The sequence below is a fragment of the Granulicella arctica genome, from assembly GCF_025685605.1.
GTDB classification, from domain to species: domain Bacteria; phylum Acidobacteriota; class Terriglobia; order Terriglobales; family Acidobacteriaceae; genus Edaphobacter; species Edaphobacter arcticus.
In genome coordinates this window covers 1-19,910 of sequence record NZ_JAGTUT010000007.1, presented here as the reverse complement: position 1 = coordinate 19,910, position 19,910 = coordinate 1, and the positions used below count along the sequence as shown (strand labels likewise).

The 19,910-nt window shown below is 54.3% G+C and carries 16 protein-coding genes; 6 read left to right on the top strand and 10 right to left on the bottom strand.

Annotated elements, in window-relative coordinates; all coding sequences use genetic code 11:
• Positions 1-163: 163 nt before the first annotated feature.
• A complete protein-coding gene (locus tag OHL20_RS24595) occupies positions 164-3,211 on the bottom strand; it encodes an Eco57I restriction-modification methylase domain-containing protein (RefSeq protein WP_263385953.1) in 3,048 nt (1,015 codons plus the stop codon).
• A gap of 288 nt (positions 3,212-3,499) precedes the next feature.
• Positions 3,500-5,035, bottom strand: a complete 1,536-nt coding sequence (locus OHL20_RS24590; protein WP_263385952.1) for an ATP-binding protein — start codon at positions 5,033-5,035, stop codon at positions 3,500-3,502.
• Between the two features lie 341 nt (positions 5,036-5,376).
• Here OHL20_RS24590 and OHL20_RS24585 point away from each other — a divergent pair, with 341 nt between their 5' ends.
• Entirely contained in the window at positions 5,377-6,009 is a 633-nt protein-coding gene (locus OHL20_RS24585) for a recombinase family protein (RefSeq protein ID WP_317891009.1), read from the top strand.
• A 306-nt stretch (positions 6,010-6,315) separates the two neighbouring features.
• On the top strand, positions 6,316-7,446 hold the full coding sequence (locus OHL20_RS24580; RefSeq protein WP_263385951.1) for an FAD-dependent oxidoreductase: 1,131 nt from the start codon (positions 6,316-6,318) through the stop codon (positions 7,444-7,446).
• A gap of 230 nt (positions 7,447-7,676) precedes the next feature.
• On the opposite strand, the gene OHL20_RS24575 is transcribed toward OHL20_RS24580, so the two are convergent.
• The 5 genes from OHL20_RS24575 to OHL20_RS24555 form a co-directional block, all read right to left on the bottom strand.
• A complete protein-coding gene (locus OHL20_RS24575) occupies positions 7,677-8,636 on the bottom strand; it encodes an alpha/beta hydrolase (RefSeq protein ID WP_263385950.1) in 960 nt (319 codons plus the stop codon).
• Between the two features lie 173 nt (positions 8,637-8,809).
• Entirely contained in the window at positions 8,810-9,112 is a 303-nt protein-coding gene (locus tag OHL20_RS24570; protein ID WP_263385949.1) for a hypothetical protein, read from the bottom strand.
• A gap of 43 nt (positions 9,113-9,155) precedes the next feature.
• Positions 9,156-9,716 (bottom strand): Crp/Fnr family transcriptional regulator, encoded by a 561-nt coding sequence (locus OHL20_RS24565; RefSeq protein WP_263385948.1) that lies wholly within the window; start codon positions 9,714-9,716, stop codon positions 9,156-9,158.
• A gap of 180 nt (positions 9,717-9,896) precedes the next feature.
• Positions 9,897-10,376, bottom strand: a complete 480-nt coding sequence (locus OHL20_RS24560; protein ID WP_263385947.1) for a sigma factor — start codon at positions 10,374-10,376, stop codon at positions 9,897-9,899.
• A gap of 84 nt (positions 10,377-10,460) precedes the next feature.
• Positions 10,461-11,009: a response regulator gene (locus OHL20_RS24555; RefSeq protein WP_263385946.1), complete on the bottom strand. Its 549-nt coding sequence runs from the start codon at positions 11,007-11,009 to the stop codon at positions 10,461-10,463.
• A gap of 279 nt (positions 11,010-11,288) precedes the next feature.
• Here OHL20_RS24555 and OHL20_RS24550 point away from each other — a divergent pair, with 279 nt between their 5' ends.
• The gene (locus OHL20_RS24550; protein WP_263385945.1) at positions 11,289-11,999 is read left to right on the top strand and encodes a Crp/Fnr family transcriptional regulator; all 711 of its coding nucleotides are present in this window, start codon (positions 11,289-11,291) and stop codon (positions 11,997-11,999) included.
• 99 nt (positions 12,000-12,098) lie between these two features.
• On the opposite strand, the gene OHL20_RS24545 is transcribed toward OHL20_RS24550, so the two are convergent.
• A complete protein-coding gene (locus OHL20_RS24545; RefSeq protein ID WP_263385944.1) occupies positions 12,099-12,260 on the bottom strand; it encodes a hypothetical protein in 162 nt (53 codons plus the stop codon).
• Between the two features lie 144 nt (positions 12,261-12,404).
• Here OHL20_RS24545 and OHL20_RS24540 point away from each other — a divergent pair, with 144 nt between their 5' ends.
• Positions 12,405-12,635 carry a cold-shock protein gene (locus tag OHL20_RS24540; RefSeq protein WP_263385943.1) on the top strand — a complete coding sequence of 77 codons (231 nt, stop codon included), beginning with the start codon at positions 12,405-12,407 and terminating at the stop codon, positions 12,633-12,635.
• 564 nt (positions 12,636-13,199) lie between these two features.
• Here OHL20_RS24540 and OHL20_RS24535 read toward each other — a convergent pair.
• A complete protein-coding gene (locus OHL20_RS24535) occupies positions 13,200-13,661 on the bottom strand; it encodes an ester cyclase (protein ID WP_263385942.1) in 462 nt (153 codons plus the stop codon).
• A 272-nt stretch (positions 13,662-13,933) separates the two neighbouring features.
• Here OHL20_RS24535 and OHL20_RS24530 point away from each other — a divergent pair, with 272 nt between their 5' ends.
• Positions 13,934-14,518 (top strand): recombinase family protein, encoded by a 585-nt coding sequence (locus OHL20_RS24530; protein WP_449555765.1) that lies wholly within the window; start codon positions 13,934-13,936, stop codon positions 14,516-14,518.
• A 475-nt stretch (positions 14,519-14,993) separates the two neighbouring features.
• Here the strand turns inward: OHL20_RS24530 and OHL20_RS24525 are convergent, their stop codons facing one another.
• Positions 14,994-16,706, bottom strand: a complete 1,713-nt coding sequence (locus OHL20_RS24525) for an FAD-dependent oxidoreductase (RefSeq protein ID WP_263385940.1) — start codon at positions 16,704-16,706, stop codon at positions 14,994-14,996.
• 228 nt (positions 16,707-16,934) lie between these two features.
• Here OHL20_RS24525 and OHL20_RS24520 point away from each other — a divergent pair.
• A partial coding sequence (locus OHL20_RS24520; protein ID WP_263385939.1) for a ligand-binding sensor domain-containing protein occupies positions 16,935-19,910 on the top strand: 2,976 nt, incomplete at its 3' end.

The window sequence follows — 19,910 nt, the reverse complement described above, 5'->3', positions numbered from 1 at the left end:
ACTGGTTCGAGCTGATGTATCGGCTCCGCACGCTGCGGCAGGAGTGGGCTATGGACTTCATCGTCGATGACCTGGCGGCGGGTCAATAGTGCGCATCCTCAGCTGTACTGGCCTTCATGGAAGGGGCTCGCTCTACGTGAGAGGTGGGATTGGGGAACTTTTATCAGGCGTCGGCAACCATCGGATCTGTGAGAGCACTATCTTCTAAAAGCGCTTCCTGCATGGCATAGTCTTCCAGCTTCACCCCATATAGGTTATCTACGGACACATTAATCTGTTCCTCACTTGCTGTGAGCTGTCTGTCGAAAGTGGTTTTCTCGTGGGGAGTCTTAGGGATGTTGCGTTTCGCCAGCAAATCGATTCGTTGCTGGACTAGTTGGACTAAATGGTCGTGTGCTGCCTTCTCTTTGGTTTTTGCTTTGTCGAGGAGGCGGATGGGCAACTGACCCAGGAGTGTTGGCTTCACCTGCGCTAGTACTCTTCCAGATTCAAGTGCAAGTAAGCGGTATAGGAAGACGAACAAACGTGAGTTAAGAATGCCCATAACGTAGCGAACATCAACTCCGTCAACAACTGCAAAAGTATACAATCCGTCCGTAACAAATGTTTGCTGCTCGTCCAATGCAAGTACGATTTCATCCTCGGTGATTACGCCTATAAGCTTTTTCTTCTTAAGAAAGATCCTTTCCTCTCTAGCGCGGTGTAGTGCATATAGAGAGTGTTTACCCTTCTCAACCTCTTTACATGTTATAGCATCCCTATACCCATCAATAAACGCCCGCACCTTGGGTAGAGCCTGCAAGTCGGTCGTCCGTTGCGTATAGATCAATAGAAGATCCGGATGATCTATGAAGTAGCGTTTTACCTGCCGACCACCCGTCAAGGCCTTCCTGAGCACCGAAATCTCCAAACCAGCCTTTTTTGCTGCGGCAGCGGTGACCAAGAAGGCTTCTTTTAAGTCAGGGCTGACGCCGCGCTGAATGCCATCATCGTCTACCAGCGAGATCAGCTTTTCATGACGAACGAGGTTTACGGTCTTCCATACTGCGTATCCCTCTATGTTGGTCGTGACAAACAGTGCTCCTGGAAGCTCGACAAGTTCCTTTTGCGCGAGCAAGGTCATCCCCGATCCGGTGACCATGCTTCGTTGTTTCTGTACTTGTGGCAACCTAGAGAGATCCGCAACCCGTACCTGCGGCTTTGGCGATGCGGAATTGGAAAGCGTCAGAATGCAGGCCGGTCTAGTCACTTTCTTGAAGACATTCCCCATGTTCAAAATATGGGTTAGCGTAAAACGGTCAAGCAGCACCTTTCGCAACTTTTGATTATCTGACTGATATAGCAGAACATCCGGGAGAATCATTCCAAAACGACCAGATGAGTTCAGCTTGGCGGTGCACTGATGCACAAAATACATAAAAGAGTCGATCATTCGAACGATGATCTCACTGTCCTTGTTGCGCAAATAGTCAAGCTCTGGCTCACTGAGAAGGGCTCCCCATGGCGGATTGCCAATCACGACGTCAAAGCCACCCGCCTTAAAGATTGCGGGAAACTCGGGCTTCCAATCGAAGACATTAATCCGGTACTGCTCATCCTCATCAAATAGGGCCGTTTGATATTGCAGGTAGAAGTCACTGGCGATAAGAGAGTTGCCGCATTTGATGTTATCGCCAAGATCAGGGAGAGCGCGTTGGTAGATCAGTTCCGGCTGAATAGTTTGGCTTGTCTCTCCTTCCAGCACCTTGAGCAGTAGGGAAAGCTTGGTTGTTTCGACTGCCTGTGCATCTATATCAACCCCAAACACGTTGTCGATTAGAATCCGCTTCCGCTCCGCAATGGTGAGTTTCCAACCTCCAGAGGCCGCTTCCACGAGTGTCGGGCGGCTTCCCCTCGCCCATTTCTTGGGGTCGTCGTTGACGTAAGCATCACGATGCCAGACTAGAAGCTTCTCGTAGGCACCCAGCAGAAACGATCCGCTACCGCATGCGGGATCGACAACTTTCAGCTTTGAGGCCTGCTTTACCGTCTTGCCCTTGAGCAGACTACCTAATGTGCTCTCGACGATAAAATCAACAACATACGTAGGGGTGTAGTACACCCCTCCAGCTTTCTTGACGGCTGGTTTATCGTTTATCTCTGCCTTGTGGCCTGAAGTAAGGCTTATGATCTTTCCTAGAAACTGCTCGTATACCTGTCCGAGGACATCTGCCGGAAGCACTGAAAAAACATACGGAGACTCGGGGTAATAAAGACTACTGAAAATGCGTTTGAGAACCTTGTCGTCTAAGATGAGGCCGGGCGTCAACTCATCTGGAGCTTCATGCCGACTCTTCTCGGCACGGAAGTGGAAAAGGCCAGAATTATACCGATCATCGGCCTGCATAAAAAGATCAACAAGGCGCGTATAGATATTCTTCTGGTCGGCCAATGATCGAAGCCGTCCGTAGTCTTCTATACCTCGGCCTTCGCAAATACGAAGAAAAATGATGCGGTCGATAATGCGTTGAACGGCAAAATTCAGTGGCCGTTGAGAGATGTTCCTGTTCCGTAAGCCGATGTTCTCGGCAAGATCTTTTCTCCAGGTCTCGATGGTGCTGAGAAAGTCGTCATCAACGTCAGCTGTCCCACGCTTCAACTTATTGGCGTCAGCGTACCTGTCAAACGAACCCTTCAGAATGCCTTCCTTCGAGAAGACAGACGCGATTTCATGCCACCGTTCTGCGTATTCGTCGTAGGTGATGTACATAACGCGGGCGACAGAAGCTTTGTCTTTCTGATCGGGCTTGACCCTACAGTCGTATACCGCAAAAGCTTCAAAGTTGCTGACGATGCTCAAGGGTAGCTTTGTTGTCCATCCATACCGCCGCAGCTGGAAGGCAGGACTGGTGTCTGTCTTTATGTTGACGGACGGTTTTTTTGCCTCAAGGAAGAACTTTCGAGTTCCCCCAATCCGAAACGAGTAATCTGGAGCCTTTGTTGCTTCACCGATCTTGATTGCATCTTCGTGGACGACATCCTTGTAGGCCTCGGCATACCCCTCTTTATTCTCGATGTTCCATCCAAGTTCAGCGAAAAAGGGGTCAAGAAACTCTCGTCTGGTCTGGGTCTCGTTGTATGTATGGGCCTTGTACGCAGCGCTGTTGTCTCGAAAACGTTCAACCAGCTCTAAGATCTTTGTTGGAACGGGAAACTTCGGATCATTTGGCATTTGCGGCAGTTGGCTCCTCTACAGTTCCTTGCACTACTGTATCGATTGTCGTGCAAATACAAGTGCCGAAAGCGGAGCCCAACAACATGTGAGGTTTACGCGATACGCCCAGATCAAACCTATGAGCTGTTCACTATGTACGGATGGGGTATACGCTATTGTGACATTAGTACAAGCGAACACCAGCAAAACCGGCCCTTGTGAAAGTGTTCCTGATGTTCTCGCAAACGCTGGTTTGAGAGAAGATGCGTGTCGCCACTTGGGAACAATTGCTCTGTCTATGTCAGATCACGTGGTGAAAGGCAGGAAAAGCAAGAAGACTGTGCCGCTCCTTCCTGCCGTGTCTCGCGAGCGAAAGCTCAACTTTCCGTGATGCCGACCGACGATGTCCTTGCTGATCCAGAGACCAAGGCCTGTTCCGCCGATTCCTTTTGTCGTGTAGAAGGCCTCAAAGAGCTTCGTTCTCGTTTCAGCGTTCATTCCAGCACCCGTATCTGCAACCGTAATGACGAGCCCTCGTTTGCCAGTCTGGAAGTCTGTTGCTTCTCGACTTCGTAGAAGCAAGCGACCACCCAGGGGCATGGAGTCAATTGCATTTCCAATCAGGTTGTTCAACACCTGACGAATCTCACTGCTTAAGCAGTCCACTGGGTGTTCTGCACGCTTCCGTTTCTCAACCGAGATGTGGTTGTTTACTAGCCGTCCCTGAAACATGGACAGGCTGTCGCCGATGAGATCATAGCAATAGGCCTCGCTCGGTTTGGTCGACTGTCTATGAAAGCGCAAAGTCTGATTGGTAATCAGCGCGACGCGGCGCAGTTCACGCTCAGCCATATCGGCATACTCTTGGACTTCTTTTAGATCCTGACTTCCCCGCAGGAGATAAAGGAGGTTGGTTACGGATTCGAGCGGATTGTTGATCTCATGCGCGATCGAGGCTGCGAGCCTTCCGACGGCGGCAAGCTTTTCATTCTGACGCAAGGCTGCTTCGGCCTGCTTTCGATCGGTAATGTCTTCCATTATCGCGAACATGCGTTCAGGGCGTCCTGCCGGTCCGACCACTTTGCCTTTAGAACGTACCCAACGCACTTCGCCATTGCGCAGGATTCGGTACTCAAGGTCGTAATGGTGCTTTCCTGCGAGTGCCCCTGCGAAGTGAGTCGCCACCGCCTCCCTATCTTCAGGATGTAGAAGATCAAGCCAGTAATCCACGATCCCCTTCGGATCGGGAGAGCCGAAGATTCTATGCATGCGTTCGTCCGCAACTACTACGTCAGTTTTTGGATCGTAATGCCACATACCCAGCGAAGCCGATTCCATCCCCAACTGGAACTCCTCTTCGCTTTGCCGGAGAAACTGCTCAGCCGTTTCACGCTCGCGGTCGGCCACGAACCTGGCCGTGGTTTCAGTCAGGACTGCGAGAATGCCGCGGATCTCGCCTGCTCCATCAAAAACGGGGCTGTAGGTGTAATCCCAGTAGGTGTCTTCAAGGCGACCATTGCGGTAGATCGCAAATAGTTGGTCTTCGGACGAGACAGTCTTGCCTTCCTTGATCACACCTTCAAGCAGCGGCCCGACCGCCGACCAGATTTCTGGCCAGCATTCCTTAGCCCGTTCACCCAAGGCTCTTGGGTGTTTGTCCGACCCAAAGCTTGCGCGGTAGCCGTCGTTATAGAACTGGATGAGTTCATCCGTCCACCAGAGGAACATCGAGTGCTGGCAAGACAAAAGCATATTGACAAGGGTGATCAGCGACTCTGGCCATGCTTCCACTGGCCCGACAGGGGTTGCACCCCAGTCGAACGCTCGCGTGAGGTCTGCCATCTCCCCCTCGCCCCTCACCACCCTTCGCGACGCCTTTCCACTGCCATTCGAAGGGACAGAAGGCTCTACTTGCCTCGTCTCTATCTGATTGCCATCCCCCAAATCACCCTCCGCCAACTGCACTTAGTTTATTAGGTATCTGGCTCAGAGGTGTCGCTGCAGATGACTGATCCGATACTGGCCTCAAACCAGGAAACTTCGAGGTAGAGCAGTGGCTCTAGGCAGAAATCGCTTTCTCGCAAACGAAGGTTAACGAGAGGAAGAGCAATCGAGAATGCAGACGGAAAGATCATTGGCCTTTCCCGTTCTCGAAATGTACTCTCAAATGCTATTCTCGCGTTATGCCTGCTTTGACGAGTTCCGAGAAGAAGACGCCTCGCAAGAAAGCCGATGCGGGTAAATCTGCGAATCAAAGCATGCTGGTTGGCTACGCCCGTGTCTCGACGCAGGATCAGAATCTGGAACTGCAGACCGAGGCCCTTCAGAAAGCTGGGTGCAAGAAGATCTTCGAAGATCGGGTGAGCGGGACCCGAGCTGAGCGCCCGGGTCTCATGCAGGCGCGGGAAAGCCTTCGAGCGGGCGACACCCTCGTGGTCTGGAAGCTTGACCGGCTGGGGCGGAGCGTCAAGCACTTGGTCGATCTGGTTGGCGACCTTCAGAAGCAGGGAGTGCAGTTCAAGAGCCTTACCGATTCGATCGATACCGGAACGGCTTCAGGCCGGTTTTTCTTTCATGTCATGGCCAGCCTGGCTGAGATGGAGAGGGAACTTATTGTAGAGCGGACTCGTGCTGGCCTCGAAGTTGCACGCCAGCTCGGCCGCACGGGTGGCCGCAAACGGCAGATGACCGAAACTAAAGTAAAAGCAGCAAAGAAACTTCTGGCCAGCGGAGTTCCGGCACGGGACGTGGCCAGCAACCTGGGTGTTTCCGTTCCTACTCTATATAGATGGGTCCCGGCCTCAACGCACCTGTAGCAGATTCCGGCATCCTTCACAGTCCCGTGACTGGCGATAATGCGACATACCGGTACTAAGCATCGGCTTAGTACTGAGCGGAGGACTGCCCAGAACACGATAGGCTTTGCCAAGCCGTGTAGATGCGTTAAGCTTACAACAGTCGCGAAAAACGATTCCTGAGTCAGCAATTGGCTGATAGGGGTTGTCGAGTACAAGTCAATCACGCGTTCTGTGTGATTCGGCCAGCGTCTCCGAATGCAACTGCCCAGTGCAAGTTGCGACGGTCAGCCCACAAGGCTGATTACGTTCAAAAGGGGCGCTCTCATGCAACACCCAATCACAATCATCGGTGCCGGACTCGGCGGCCTTACGCTTGCCCGGATTCTCCATCTCCATGGTATGAGAGCTACCGTCTATGAAGCGGAAGCCTCGGCTCATGCAAGGGCGCAGGGGGGTCTTCTGGATCTTCATGAATACAACGGACAGCTTGCCATCAAAGCTGCGGGTTTGTTCGAGTCCTTTCTGTCCCTCGTCCGTCCGGGTGAGGATGCAAAACGCGTGGTGGACAAACACGGCACTATCCTCCTGGACAAACCTGGTGGATATGCTCTCAAGCGGCCCGAAGTAGATCGCGGCGAACTGCGAAAAATGCTCATCGATTCCATACCTGAGGAAATGATCCGATGGGGTCACAAGGTGGCCTCCGTATCCGCGAGTGCTGATGGAAGACATGAGCTGACCTTCTCCAATGGCTCGACGGTTCTCGCTGACGTGCTGGTCGCAGCCGATGGCGCGTGGTCAAAGGTGCGTCCACTTGTATCAGAGGCAAAACCGCTTTATACCGGCACCTGCTTCATCGAAACCTTTCTCTCTGACGGTGACACGCGCCACAAAGCAAGCGCCGATGCAATCGGGAACGGCACCTGTATGGCAGTGGCCCCGGGCAAGGGCATCCTGGCGCATCGCAACGCCGATGGGACGCTCAAGACCTATGTTGCGTTGAAAAAGCCGGAGAGCTGGATTGCTTCCTTCAATTCCCGCGACGCTCAATCGAGCTTGTCTCATATCGCGGAAGAATTCTTGGGATGGGCTCCGCAACTCACCGCCCTGATTGTTGACAGTGAGGTCGATCCATTGCTCCGGCCAATCTACGCTCTGCCGGTCGATCACAGATGGAAACGAGTTCCAGGCGTAACCCTGCTCGGAGATGCAGCCCATTTAATGAGCCCGTTCGCAGGCGAGGGTGCCAACCTCGCCATGTACGATGGCGCTGAACTTGCTCGAGCCCTGCTTGCCCATCCTGAGGACAACGAAGCCGCATTTGCAGCCTACGAGAACGAACTCTTCCCGCGAAGCGAAAGATTCGCTCGTGAAACTGCACAGAACCTGGAGAAATTCTTCGATAACAACGCTCCACAGAGTGTGGTGGACCTTTTCAGCAAGCATCTTGTGTGAGCGACGAATTTAAGTCCTAAGAAACGCCGCTCACGCCAGCCAGGAAGCCAAGCCAGCCCAAAAAATGCATCCGAGGGGGGTCAACTTCGCCTGTGTGACTTTGGGGGGCCGCTCTTCGGCGAAGAGCCGGAATGCTCATAGCTTCGGCATCACTGTGGCGCTGTCGGCAATGGAAGGTGTCTTTGTCCCGCCGTGGACATCAGCGGATCGCTGAACGATAGTTCAAGCCCTTACCCGTGCAACGCTCGTTTGAGAGCGCTTTGGCTATCACGTTCGGCAGCGATGGAAACCTCTGCGCGAGGGCATGCAGAAGAGAACCCATGATAGCTGCCGGGATACAGGTGTAGCTCGACGGGGCTGCCGGCCTTAACCAAGCGAGTTGCGTAGTCCACTTGCTCCTCCATGAGGAGATCGAGAGCGGCGACAGAAATGAAGGCTGGCGGAAGACTGCTGAAATCTGACGCCCGAGCAGCTGCAGCATACGGGGATGTACCGACTTTGCCCACATCGGGCCCTAGAAGAGCGGACCAGCCGAACGCATTGTTCTCACGGGTCCACGCGAATTCACCCGCAAACGGGCTTGTATTCGTCTCGATGGCGGTTCGGTCATCGAGCATCGGGGAGATCAGATGTTGGAAGCAAAGCGACAGTTCGGCGCGGTCGCGAACAAGTAAAGCCAAGCTCGCCGCTAAACCACCGCCTGCGCTTTCGCCCGAAACCGCGATTCGGCTTTTGTCGATGCCAAGCTGCTCAGCATTTCCAGTCAGCCACCCCAAGACTGCGTAGCAGTCCTCGATCGCTCCCGGAAATGGTGTCTCTGGCGCCAGGCGATAATCCACCGAGAAGATTGCACACCCAAGCTCCAGACACTGTTTGCGGTGTGCTGCCCCTTTCCTCTCCGGCGAGCCGGAGACAAAGCCGCCCCCGTGTAAATGCAGCAAGACTGGCAATGGGCCGTCTGCGACTACCGGGCGATAGCTGAGAACACGAATCGCTGGTGCGCCCTCTGAGCCTGAAACATGGATGGTGGCGGTCGCAACTGAGGGATTTTCGGAAGCTGTGGACGCCGCAATCGCTTTCTTCAGCATTTCGGCGCGCAGTTGCGGGAGCTTGTCAGTGCTAAAGCTTATGAAGGGAATCTCTTGGCTGGAGGGAACGAGTTCCGGATCGAGTAAATGGCGACTTGTCATAGGCTTCCCTTACTCCCACACTAGACCAATCCAACAAGGAAGGTAAGGTAGTCTCCTTCGGTCCGGCACGTGGAACGGCTACAAGCTCTTTGGTCCGCCCACATTTATTGAGCGACCGATGCCCCACAGATAAATCTCTATAAACGCCGCTTACACCAGCAGCAGCCGGAACCCTAACCGCTCGATTCCTTCTCGTCCCTGAAGAGTGGAACCAGTTTCGCCGCAGGCTTCTTCGAGCTGAAGTCAAGCTGCTTCTGTTCATGGCCTTTGGGATGCTGCTCACGCCACAGTTCCAAGAGGAGCGGCGGCATGGCCGAAAGCACCGCTTTCGTGCGGTGAGGAGACCGAGCGCGGAAGGTAACCACGCGGCAAAGGTACCAAGGGATGTTGATGACGATAATGCGCTGTTGCCGCGCAGCAGGAGCAGCAGCTTCAGCATTTGTGCACGCTGTGGATCGTACGCGGCTGAGGCCCACGTCCCACACCGACCCGACTGGGCGACGGGAGCAGGAGCAGGAACTATTCAGGTGGCCGTGTCAGGCCGCTGTCGTATTCGGAGAGGTTCCGCAGGTGCTCACGAAGAACGCTGTAGCATTCGCAGGCAATTGCTTCTAAACCGGGACGATCCATAATTTGAACGTTATTCCGTGTATACCGGATCAGCCCGGCTCTTTTGAGCTTGCCAGCGGCGACGGTTACCGTCGTTCGACGAGCGCCCAGCATGGTAGCGAGGAACTCATGCGAAAGGGCAAAGGTGGCGCTTTCGGTTCTGTCAGCACAAAGCAGAATCCAGCGGGCGAAACGTGGTCCAATCTCATGGTGTGCGTTGCAGCCGGCGCTTTGCATGGACTGGACGAACTGAGCTTGTACCGCTCGCAGAGCGAGCGAGTGGAAGTGGCCGGCACGCTGAAATTCCGTCGCCGCATGCTCTACATCGCACATGAAGCCGTGACCGGCTATCTGCATGTAGGAGGCGTTCAGGCTTTCACGAGTACCCATGAAGGCGGAAATACCGCTAAGCGAGTCACGTCCATACATTCCGGCCTCAACCTCGAAACCGTCCTTGAACAGCGTGGTCACGCTTGCAATCCCAGATTCCAGGAAAAAGATGTTTCGAACCGGTCGGCCCGGGCTTTCCAAAGGATGCCGAACAGGGAGTTCTACGGGCTCCAAGCGAAGCCGAGCCAGGGTCTTTTCGTCGAGACTTTGGAGAATCTTATTGCGAAATTCGCGATGCAGCATGGGCGACCTCAAAGCCGCCTACAGGTCACCTGTGGCGACCTGAGGAGTCATGCTCAAATGTAGTGCCTGGAGGGCAAAACAAAAACTCTTCTTTATGGACTGAGGCGAGCGCCCTGTCCCTACTGCGATCTCGCTGAGAGTCAAACCTTTATAGAAAGCCATGTCTAAGGCCCGAAAGTCTTCGTCCGAACAAGGAACGGTCAGGATGGCTTTCGCCGTGGCGCTCCTTCGTTCGACCTTCTTACCTCTATCGATCACAGATGCGACAACTTGCATCCCCTTGCTGACTCTGTCACGCAGGACCACGATAGACCGATTCCTCGACAGAACCACGAGGATGTTTCCAAGATCCCCATCCATCATAAGGAAGGTCGTTGGTTCTCGCCATATCTGCATAAAAACGTCATGCATGACATCTTCCGCCGAGGGAGCATCCTGCAGGATGCGCTTCGCTACTGAGTACACAGCGGTTGAGTAACGATCAAAAAGTTGCTCCATCGCGCATTCCTCGCCTCGCAACACATCGTCGAGCAGTGTGGTGTCATGGATGCGAACCCGCGTCTGGACTTGGGTGCTTACCACCTAGGCGGCAGCCTGGAGCTGGGCATTGAGCAGGGTCTTCAGATTCGAAAGAATATCGGGCAGACCACAGGGCTTTGCGAGAAACTTCCAGTTCCGCATCTGCATTTCGGAGGACATGTCGTTGGTAATGAATGCGCCTGAAACGATCATGACCGGCAACGAAGGGCGGATGCCGGTGAGTTCGCGAGCGAGCTCCAGGCCGGAGCGCCCTGGCATTTCGAGGTCGCTCAACAGCAGGTCCACAGGGATACTTGAACGGAAGGCCGAAGACGCGATCTGCGCGTCGGCACATGCCACCACGTTAAATCCGACCATGTTGAGAAACATGTCGCAAACTTCTCTCAAATCATCGTTGTCTTCGACCAGCAGAATGCTCTTTGGCCGGAAGTTATTGCCGTCTTGCACGGGCGGAGCCCTGAACCCAAGCGCCACGATCAAATCTTCATCGGTCTCGCGCAAACCATCATGATGATGACGGGACGAATTCAGTCCAAAGCCTTGCGAGATGAGCCGGCTGTGCTGATTTTCCGTCGTTTGTATCGTGTTCATAAAGGGCCCCCTTTGATACCGGAGAAGACTGGATATGAAGCACCGGCGAGATAAGAATGTCGTATGAGCAACGTCCGCGTCTGTGTGAGCTCGCACAGATGCTCTTCAGGCCTCAAAGATCAGCACAAATCAGGGAGAACAGCTCACTTTCCGCGATTCATGTACAGTGAAGCTGTTGTTAGATTTTGTTTTCTAGATAACATAACGGCATTCAAGTTCACAAAAGACGAAGGGATCTCTGTGACCGGCAGCCGCCTATGAACCGAGAAGGATGGCTTCATGGCAACTAACTTCAAGAACCTGCTGCTGCAACATCTGGATCCAGATACGTTGAGTCGTCTTCATCTCAGACGCGTCGACCTTCCCGTCCTTTATGACCTGGAAGTGCCGGGCCGTCCGATTCAGCACCTCTTTTTTCTGGAAGAAGGCATCGGTTCGATGACCACAAGCTTCGAGAATGGAGCCCAGGTGGAAACCAGCATGTTCGGCTATGAATCGGTGATTGGCATCTCCGCTCTCATGGGTGCCAAACATAGCTTCAATCGAATCTTCATGCAGTTGAGTGGGTCCGGCTATGCCGTACCCGTCCGATCAGCCCAGGAGGAGTTTCGCCGGCACGGTGAATTCCTACACTTGGCTTTGAGGTACGTTCAGTCTCAACTCACTCTTTCCACTCAGAATGCCGCCTGTAACGCGATGCATACCTACGAGCAACGCCTGGCACGCTGGCTACTCATCTGCGGCGATCGGGCGAAACAGGAGCATCTAGAAATGGCGCAGGAGTTCGTTGCCCAGATGCTCGGGAGTACCCGTTCCACTGTCTCTATCGCAGCTGGAGCCCTGAAAGCCAAAGGCTTGATCGACTACCATCGTGGGTCTATTCAGATTTTGGATGTCAAAGGCCTCGAGGACGAGGCTTGTGAGTGCTATCGCGTGGTCCGTGAGCACCTGGAAAACTTCCTGCATTTCGATACCGGGTTCACTTCCTGACGTGTCTTGCATAACAATTGGTCTGTGCGACTTCGCACAGACCAAAGGAACATGATCAGGCCTAATGAAGTTGTCGCAACTAGAGACAAGCCCTAACGTTTACCAGGCGACATTCGACTCATCCAGGGCTTCCGCCTCGGGTTGCATTTTCTGAAGCATCTCTTGCGAATAGAAGAAGCAGTTTCCGTCCGCAAATTGAATGACAATCCCGGTGTTATGCCGTTCAACGGCGATGATATGAGAGCTTTCCAGCGAATCCATCTCTAGATTTTCCAACAAAGGTGAGGACTCGGTCTGTTCGTTCTCGCGCAAACCTTGACGGGACTGAGAGACCACGCATCGCAATCCATCTGCATGCATTTAGCTGCCGCGTGTCCGAAACACGGTCAAGAACGAGGTACGAACATGGCTCAATACTCAGGTACGGTGAAGTGGTTCAATAGTGCGAAGGGTTACGGCTTTCTTGGGCGGGACAGTGGAAACGACGTTTTCGTACACTACAGCTCTATCAAACTTGACGGCTACAAGACCTTGAAAGAGGGCGATCCAGTCGAATTCGATGTGATCACCGGTCAAAAGGGTCCGCAGGCTGATAAGGTCGCTCTGGTCAAAAAGAATAGCCAGCCAGGCGATTGACCGACCGTTGAGACCCAGAGCTCTAGCGGCACGGATAGAGCCGGACTACTAGCTGAAGAGCGTATTGGTTAAATGTGCGCAGAACGGGATTGGTCCTGAACCTGCGGCTTAGCCTAATTCACAGTCTCCGAAAGCTCCCCCCATTCGCCAAGCACATGGGTCATGAGCCCGACGCCCTGCAGGAAATGGACGGTGCTCCGCGCGCTTCCAAAGAAGACGTAGCGGCATCCTCTCATACGCGTTCTCGTGAAGCTGACTGGTAGCCCTCGATACTCTAAAGTGCAGTTGATGAGGGTGCAATCGACGAATTGCTTTTCGTCAATCGACAGCAACTCGCCTTCAAAGGTTTAGTCCTGAATCAATTCCATGCAGATCTCTTTTGAGAGTGGTTCCGTACGGGATCACGTTCAAACGAGCTGCCCCCTTCAGAATACGCTTTTCTACAGACGCATAGCCGACGGTCAGTATGCAGATTGCAGGCGGCAGGTAAAAGAGAGATCGGGCTGGAGGTCTCCATGCGGTACTCCCGCACGGAGCCCCTCCTCAAGGTGACGAGATCTATGCTTACAAGGCTGGAGCAGAGATGACGGGCGGCTCGTCAAGGTGTGCAACCGGCTTCATGCCACCGATCTGCTGCAGGATGCCAACTTCGTGCGAAGCTCCCCAGCGTTCGACGATCTTCGCATCCGAATTAAACTTGGAGATTTGCATCCCGCGAACCTTGATCTTTTTACCGCTTGCGGGAATGCCGTTGAACGGGCCGCCCTGCGTGCCGGTGATGGTGTAGGCGAAGGCCACGTTATCCTCGTCAGCGACGAGGTGCTCGACGGCAATCTTGAAATCGGGGAAGGCGGAATGGAATTGGGTAAACCAATGGGCGAATCCTTCAGGGCCGGGGCCCTGGTCGTCCGCAGGATCGTGGTCCTTGACGTTGGGAGCCATGACTTCGTTCAGCTTGTCGAACTGGTAGCTGTTGATGATCTCGCCCATCTTCTTCTGTGCCGCGATGTTTGCTTCCTTGCTCATGAATACTCCTTTACCCGTAAGATGCATGGTTGCGCCACATTGAACTGCAGCACAGAGCGCTTCGAGGAGAGAGAAAAGGCATTCGAATGGTGAAGGTATGCGTTTTTTAGCTGCAAAGCAGCATTGGTCTCGAGAAACGCCGTTGTCGCCTATTACGCTGGTTTTGCTGAGGTATACCCCTGCGAGACGCTGCTTATGTGACAAAATTGCGTCTCATAGAGGTTGCATTTCTGATAGTGTGACACAAGATGGTAAAGGCTAAAGAACCTAGTGTGACAAAAGGGAAGCGGCGTCCAGGCCAAATGGTCGGCTACCTTCGCGTTAGCGCCCTGGACCAGAAAGAGCTTCGCCAGCTCGACGGCATCACGGTTGACAAGCGATTCACTGATAAAGCTTCGGGAAAGGACATGCACCGTCCCCAACTTCAGCTTCTTTTGGAGTATGTTCGCGACGGCGACACGGTTGTGTGTCATGCGATGGACCGGCTGGCCCGCAATCTGGACGACCTCCGCAAAATCGTGCTTGGTCTAACAGAGCGTGGGGTACACGTTCGATTTGAGAAGGAAAACCTGACCTTTACGGGGGCCGACTCGCCCATGTCACACCTGCTTTTGAGCGTCATGGGAGCGTTCGCGCAGTTTGAACGCGATCTGATCCGTGAGCGGCAGCGAGAGGGGATCGCTCTTGCGAAGTTGAGGGAGGGCGCTTACGTTGGGAGAAAGCATTCCCTCAGCCTCATCCAAGCGAAGGAGCTTCGGAGCCGGGTCAGTAGAGGAGAGTCGAAGACTAAGCTTGCCGTCGAGTTTGGAATCAGTCGGCAGACGCTCTACCGGTATGTCGCAGGAGAAGGGAATTGAAGAGCGGCCGTCAGCAGGTCTTGCACTGTCCTTGCGGAAACGCAAAGGTACTCGCGCTCGGCATGTGTGCAACCTGTTACACGCTTAAGAGGCAGGATGAGGAGTATTTTGGAGGGCTGCGAGAAGCGGTTCTGGAACGAGACGGGTACCGTTGCCGGGTCTGTGACGCCTCGGGTCGGGACAAGCGCTCGATCATCGTGCATCACCGGGTGCCGGGCAAGTAGATTCTGAAGCTGATGCTGGCATTGTGTCCTGCTTGCCATGCAAAGATCCACCGCACCAGAGCCGCTCTCTCCGCGATGCCGCCCCTGCTCCTGGAGCTCTGGAGAGAGCAGCACCCCACAGGTCACGAGCAAACAGCCCTTAACTTTAACCTCATCAGGACTGCGGCTATTCCTGTGTCATTGTTTGACCGCAAGGAAATCAAGGTGGGGTCTGAGGAGATCCTGGCGTCCGTCAGACAAGATTCCTCAGGCTATATCACTTCCTGAGCGCCATGAAGTGTCCCTATCGGAGGAAGGGTTCCCGCAGCTACAAGCGCGGTTAGATCGGCTAGATATCGGTGGACGTCAGAAATGACAACGGATCCTTCACCAACGGCTGATGCAACGCGTTTAAGAGAGTCGGAACGAACATCGCCAACTGCAAACAGGCCATGTACGTTGGTCGCGTAGGGACTTCTACTGAAAGCGTCTGGACCCCCTGTCAAAATGAAGCCCTTTCGATCCAGTTTGACGGTGCCGAACAGCCATCCGGAATTGGGCTCCGCACCAATCATCACAAACACGCTTTTGATCGGTTTGCGAATTGTCTCCCGGGTTCTGAGATCCTTCAAGCTAACCCACTCCAGGCTTTTCTCGCCCTCCAACTTGACGATCTCTGTTTCCGTGCAGAGCGTGATGCGAGACGAGCTTTCGATGCGCGACACGAGATATTGCGACATGCTCGTCGACAATGATTTGCCGCGCACAACCAGATGCACCTGCGATGCGAAGCCCGAAAGAAAGAGCGCTGCTTGTCCTGCGGAGTTTCCTCCTCCGACCACCACTACATGCCGGTCGCGGCAAAGCTGCGATTCCATCGCAGTGGCGGCATAGTAGATTCCCTGATTTTCAAAGCGACTATAGTCGGGCACTGCGAGCTGTCTGTATTGCGCTCCGGAGGCCACGACCACCGAGCGCGCACGGAGCAGAATCCTGCCGGAGAGAGTAAGGATATGAATTCCATGTACCTGCTCAGCCGTTACGACTTCTCTTGAGATGGCAAACTTGACTCCGAACTTCAAGGCTTGCGAGTGAGCACGGCTTGCGAGCTGTAGACCGGAGACGCCAGTCGGGAATCCGAGGTAGTTTTCGATCTTTGAACTGGTTCCCGCCTGCCCCCCGGGAGCCGTTGATTCCACGACAATCGTGCATAGCCCTTCTGAAGCTGCGTGTACAGCCGCCGCCAGTCCTGCAGGACCGGCACCTACAATCGCCACATCGTAGATCATCGCGGCATCAGGTCGTTCCGTGATGCCCAGTTCATCGGCCAGCTCCGCAATCGTCGGGCGATGCATTACTCGACCGTCGGTGAGCGTCACTTGCGGGAATGCCTCGCTGGTGTTTGCAGTTTGTTGGCGAGTACCGTCGCCGATGATTGTGACGATATGATGGGGATAGCCGTTGTGAACGAGAAAACGCTGCACTAGCCGCATTCCCGGATCTCCCGCATTCCCCATCAGCTCCACGCCACCGGAGATCTCGCAAAGAATGCCGACCCGCCGCCAGATTGCCGCAGAGGTGATGACGTTCGCGATCTCTCCTTCGGCGCGCATCAGATGCTGAAATCGAAGGCGAGGTATACGAAGGACGAGGCTCCTACAAGTCGTCTTGGCTTCGCCAAGCGACCCTTGCGAATTGAGAAGATCCAGTTCGCCGGTAAAGTCAAACCTTCTGTACTGCGCGATGATCTTTCTTTCCCCACCGACGACCGGGAGAGAGATTGTGATCGCGCCGTCGAGAACAACAAACATATCGGTTTCGCGCGCACCGTGGGTAAAGAGTAGTCGGTTTGGGGGTAGCGTCTCTTCAACTCCATAAAATCGAACTTTGTCGATTTGTTCTTCTGTAAGTTTCGGGAAAGCAAGTTCTGGACGGAAGTCTGGGACGATGACCGAACTGGACCGGCTAATCTCTTCCCGGAACATAGAATTCCCTCACTTAAGTTGGATCAGATGACCACCACAAGGAGTCACCAACGACCTGGTTGTACCCGGAGAACGCTTTCAGGATGGCCGCTTTTTGGGGATTCTAGCCCACCGAGCACTCTTCTTCGAGCCTCATGAGAGCCAATGACGGATAGCTCTTTCGAGTTCCTTGCGCGAAGTTGGGGAGGTAACATCAGGGGTGCCTGCGAAGACGAAGGAGGGTGCTCAATGAAATCCGCGATGTTGCGCACGGAAGGAACCCGCGGGTATGCCCTTCTGCTGAGGATCCTTGCCCTACTTCTTGCGGGGTCGACGTGGAGCACCTTCGCTGTAGCGCTCGATCCACAGCGCGCGCTCTATCAATATGCACACAACGTGTGGCGGACCGAAGAAGGCAATTTTGAGGGCACACCTACGCAGATCCTGCAGGACGCTGATGGATACATCTGGGTGGGGACCAGCACCAATCTGACCCGCCTGGTGGGAGGGTCGTTTACTTCACCTGACGTTGCAAGGAGCAGAAGCATTGCCGGTGTGAACAGCCTTGTCCTCGCGCGAGATGGAACAATCTGGTTTGGTGGTCCTGGCGGCCTCCAAGCGATTCGGCATGGGCAGCTTCTTCAAGTATCCACCTGGCAGGCCGAGATCCGCTCCGTAATCGAGGCAAGTGACGGGACCATATGGGTCACGCGGCTGAGAATTCGAGATGGTAAAGGACCTTTATGCGAGGTCGTGGGCTCAGATCTGCGCTGCTTCGGTGCAGACGCGGGGATTCCCGAGAAGTTTGCTACTGCGCTGGCCGAAGATGGCGCGGGAGCAAAGTGGTTTGGCTCGTCGTCGGTGCGTTCCTGGCGTGATGGCAAGGTCCAGTCATCTCTGAATGAACAGCCTAAAACAATTTTAGGCGAAGGCAGTGTCCGTTATCTCCTTCCGCAGCCCACAGTGATTTTGGCGGCATTAGACGTGAAAGGCATGTTCGGCGGTGTGCAGGAGTACGCGAACGGCAGCTGGAAGGGATACAACGCTGTTGGCTTCCATGGCTCAAGCATTACTGCAAACATCCTATTTCGGGACAGGGAAGGTGCGCTCTGGGTAGGTACGGTGGATGAAGGGCTGTACCGAATCTGGAACGGCAAAGCCGATCATTTCACGATGAGTGACGGGCTTTCCAGCGATCAAGTGAACGCAGTGCGCGAGGATGCCGAGGGCAACATCTGGGTCGCCACCATCGCAGGAGTCGACTGCTTTCGAGACATTCCAGTGGCGGATTACACACCCCATAGGGGACTGACTCGAAGCTTGAATGGTCCTGTGCTTGCGCGTCCCGATGGATCGGTCTGGATCGCAGAAAATGGGGGCATCGATGTTTGGCGCGCCGGCACAATCACTCCGCTGCAAGCGAACGTTGGGCAGACTATACGGGCCTTATACGAGGACAGGAGCCACCGCGTCTGGATTGCCTCAGACAACCAGCTACTTGTTTATGACAACGGCCGTGTACGGGATGTTCCTGCGAGCAGGGAGCGCGATCAGAAGCACATGGCGGAGACTATCAGCTCCATTGCACAGGATGAGACAGGCGCACTTTGGGCAGTCCTCTCTCGGAGCGGGGCGAGAACGCTTCTCCAGATCGAGAACTACCAGGTTGTCCGAACCATCGAGCTGCCCGCTAAGGATCGAGCAAAGTGGTTGGCGCCTGATAGGGACGGTGGACTTTGGGTTGGAGCAAACAGTGGGGAACTGAGCTACCTAAAGAATGGGCAACGGTCCTTCGTCAAGATTCCAACAAGCTCCGTTTCCTTCGGTGTCACCGATCTAAGGGTAACGCCCGACAACACCCTGCTCCTCAGCACGGGGATTGGGCTTTTTCTAAAGACGAGGCAGCAGTGGAGAGTGCTGAATCAAGATCGGGGCTTACCATGCTCGACCATCTACTCCGCACTCGACGATAGCGATGGGAACCTCTGGCTATTTGGCGAGTGCGGATTGCTGAGGGTCAGCACCGGTGACCTTCAACGACTTCGGGCAGATGAACTGTTTCGAGTACACCCTCGCGTATTCGGGAGGCTTGAAGGTGTTTTCCCCGGGGGGCAAGATGGGCAGCCAAGTGCTGCCATGGCTGTCGGGGGCAAATTGTGGTTCACCAATGGTGTCGTTCTGCAAATGATTGACCCGGAGCGATTGCGCGACAACCCACGGCCTCCGCCAGTGCACATCGACACAGTGCTCGCTGACCATAGAGTTTCCACTCCTCTTGGAAAGCTTGAGCTGCCTCCAAATACTAAGGACCTCGAGATTCAGTACAGCGGACTCAGCTACGTTCAACCACGCAGGGTAGTGTTTCGCTACAAATTAGAAGGGCAGGACGATACCTGGCAGGAGGTAGGTACGCGGCGGAGTGCCTTTTACAACCAGCTTCCCCCAGGGCATTATCGATTCTCCGTTATGGCATGTAATAACGACGGGGTGTGGAATACAACTGGAGCAGCGCTCGACATCGTTGTGGCCGCTGCACCCTACCAGACACTTTGGTTCAAGCTGTTCGTCCTGTCGGTACTCTTAGTTTCCCTGTGGATCCTGTATACCGTGCGCCTTGAGCAAGCCTCTGAGGCGGTGAAAGCACGGCTCATCGCGCAGATGGACGAACGGGAGCGGATCGCAAGGGATCTGCACGACACCTTCTTTCAGGGCATGCAGGGTTTGCTTCTTCGCTTTCAAACAGCAACATCGCAGCTCCCAAGACACGAGCCGGCGAGAGTGATCTTCGAGCAGGCTCTCGAGCAATCAGACGATGTGATGTTGGAGGGTCGCGAGCATGTGCTGGACGTCCGGCACGAAGAAGAATTGGTTGACCTCGCTGACATGTTTACGAAAGCAGGTCAACGGTTCCAGCAAGACGGCTCAATCAGATTCAGCGTTGTGGTGAATGGCAAAGCAGCAAGCCTTCATCCGATTGTTGTTGAAGAATTGAGCAAGCTTGGTCGAGAAGCGCTCTTCAACGCGTTCCGACACTCAAAGGGAAGCAAAATCACAGTAGAAGTGGACTATACCGAAGCCGAACTTCGACTACTTGTTCAAGACGATGGCATCGGCATTGAGCCGATCGTCGTCCAAAACGGCGGCATTCCTGGACATTGGGGTTTACCCGGGATGCGAGAACGAGCGAAAACGATCGGAGCTCACCTTAGCATCTGGAGCCGCAAA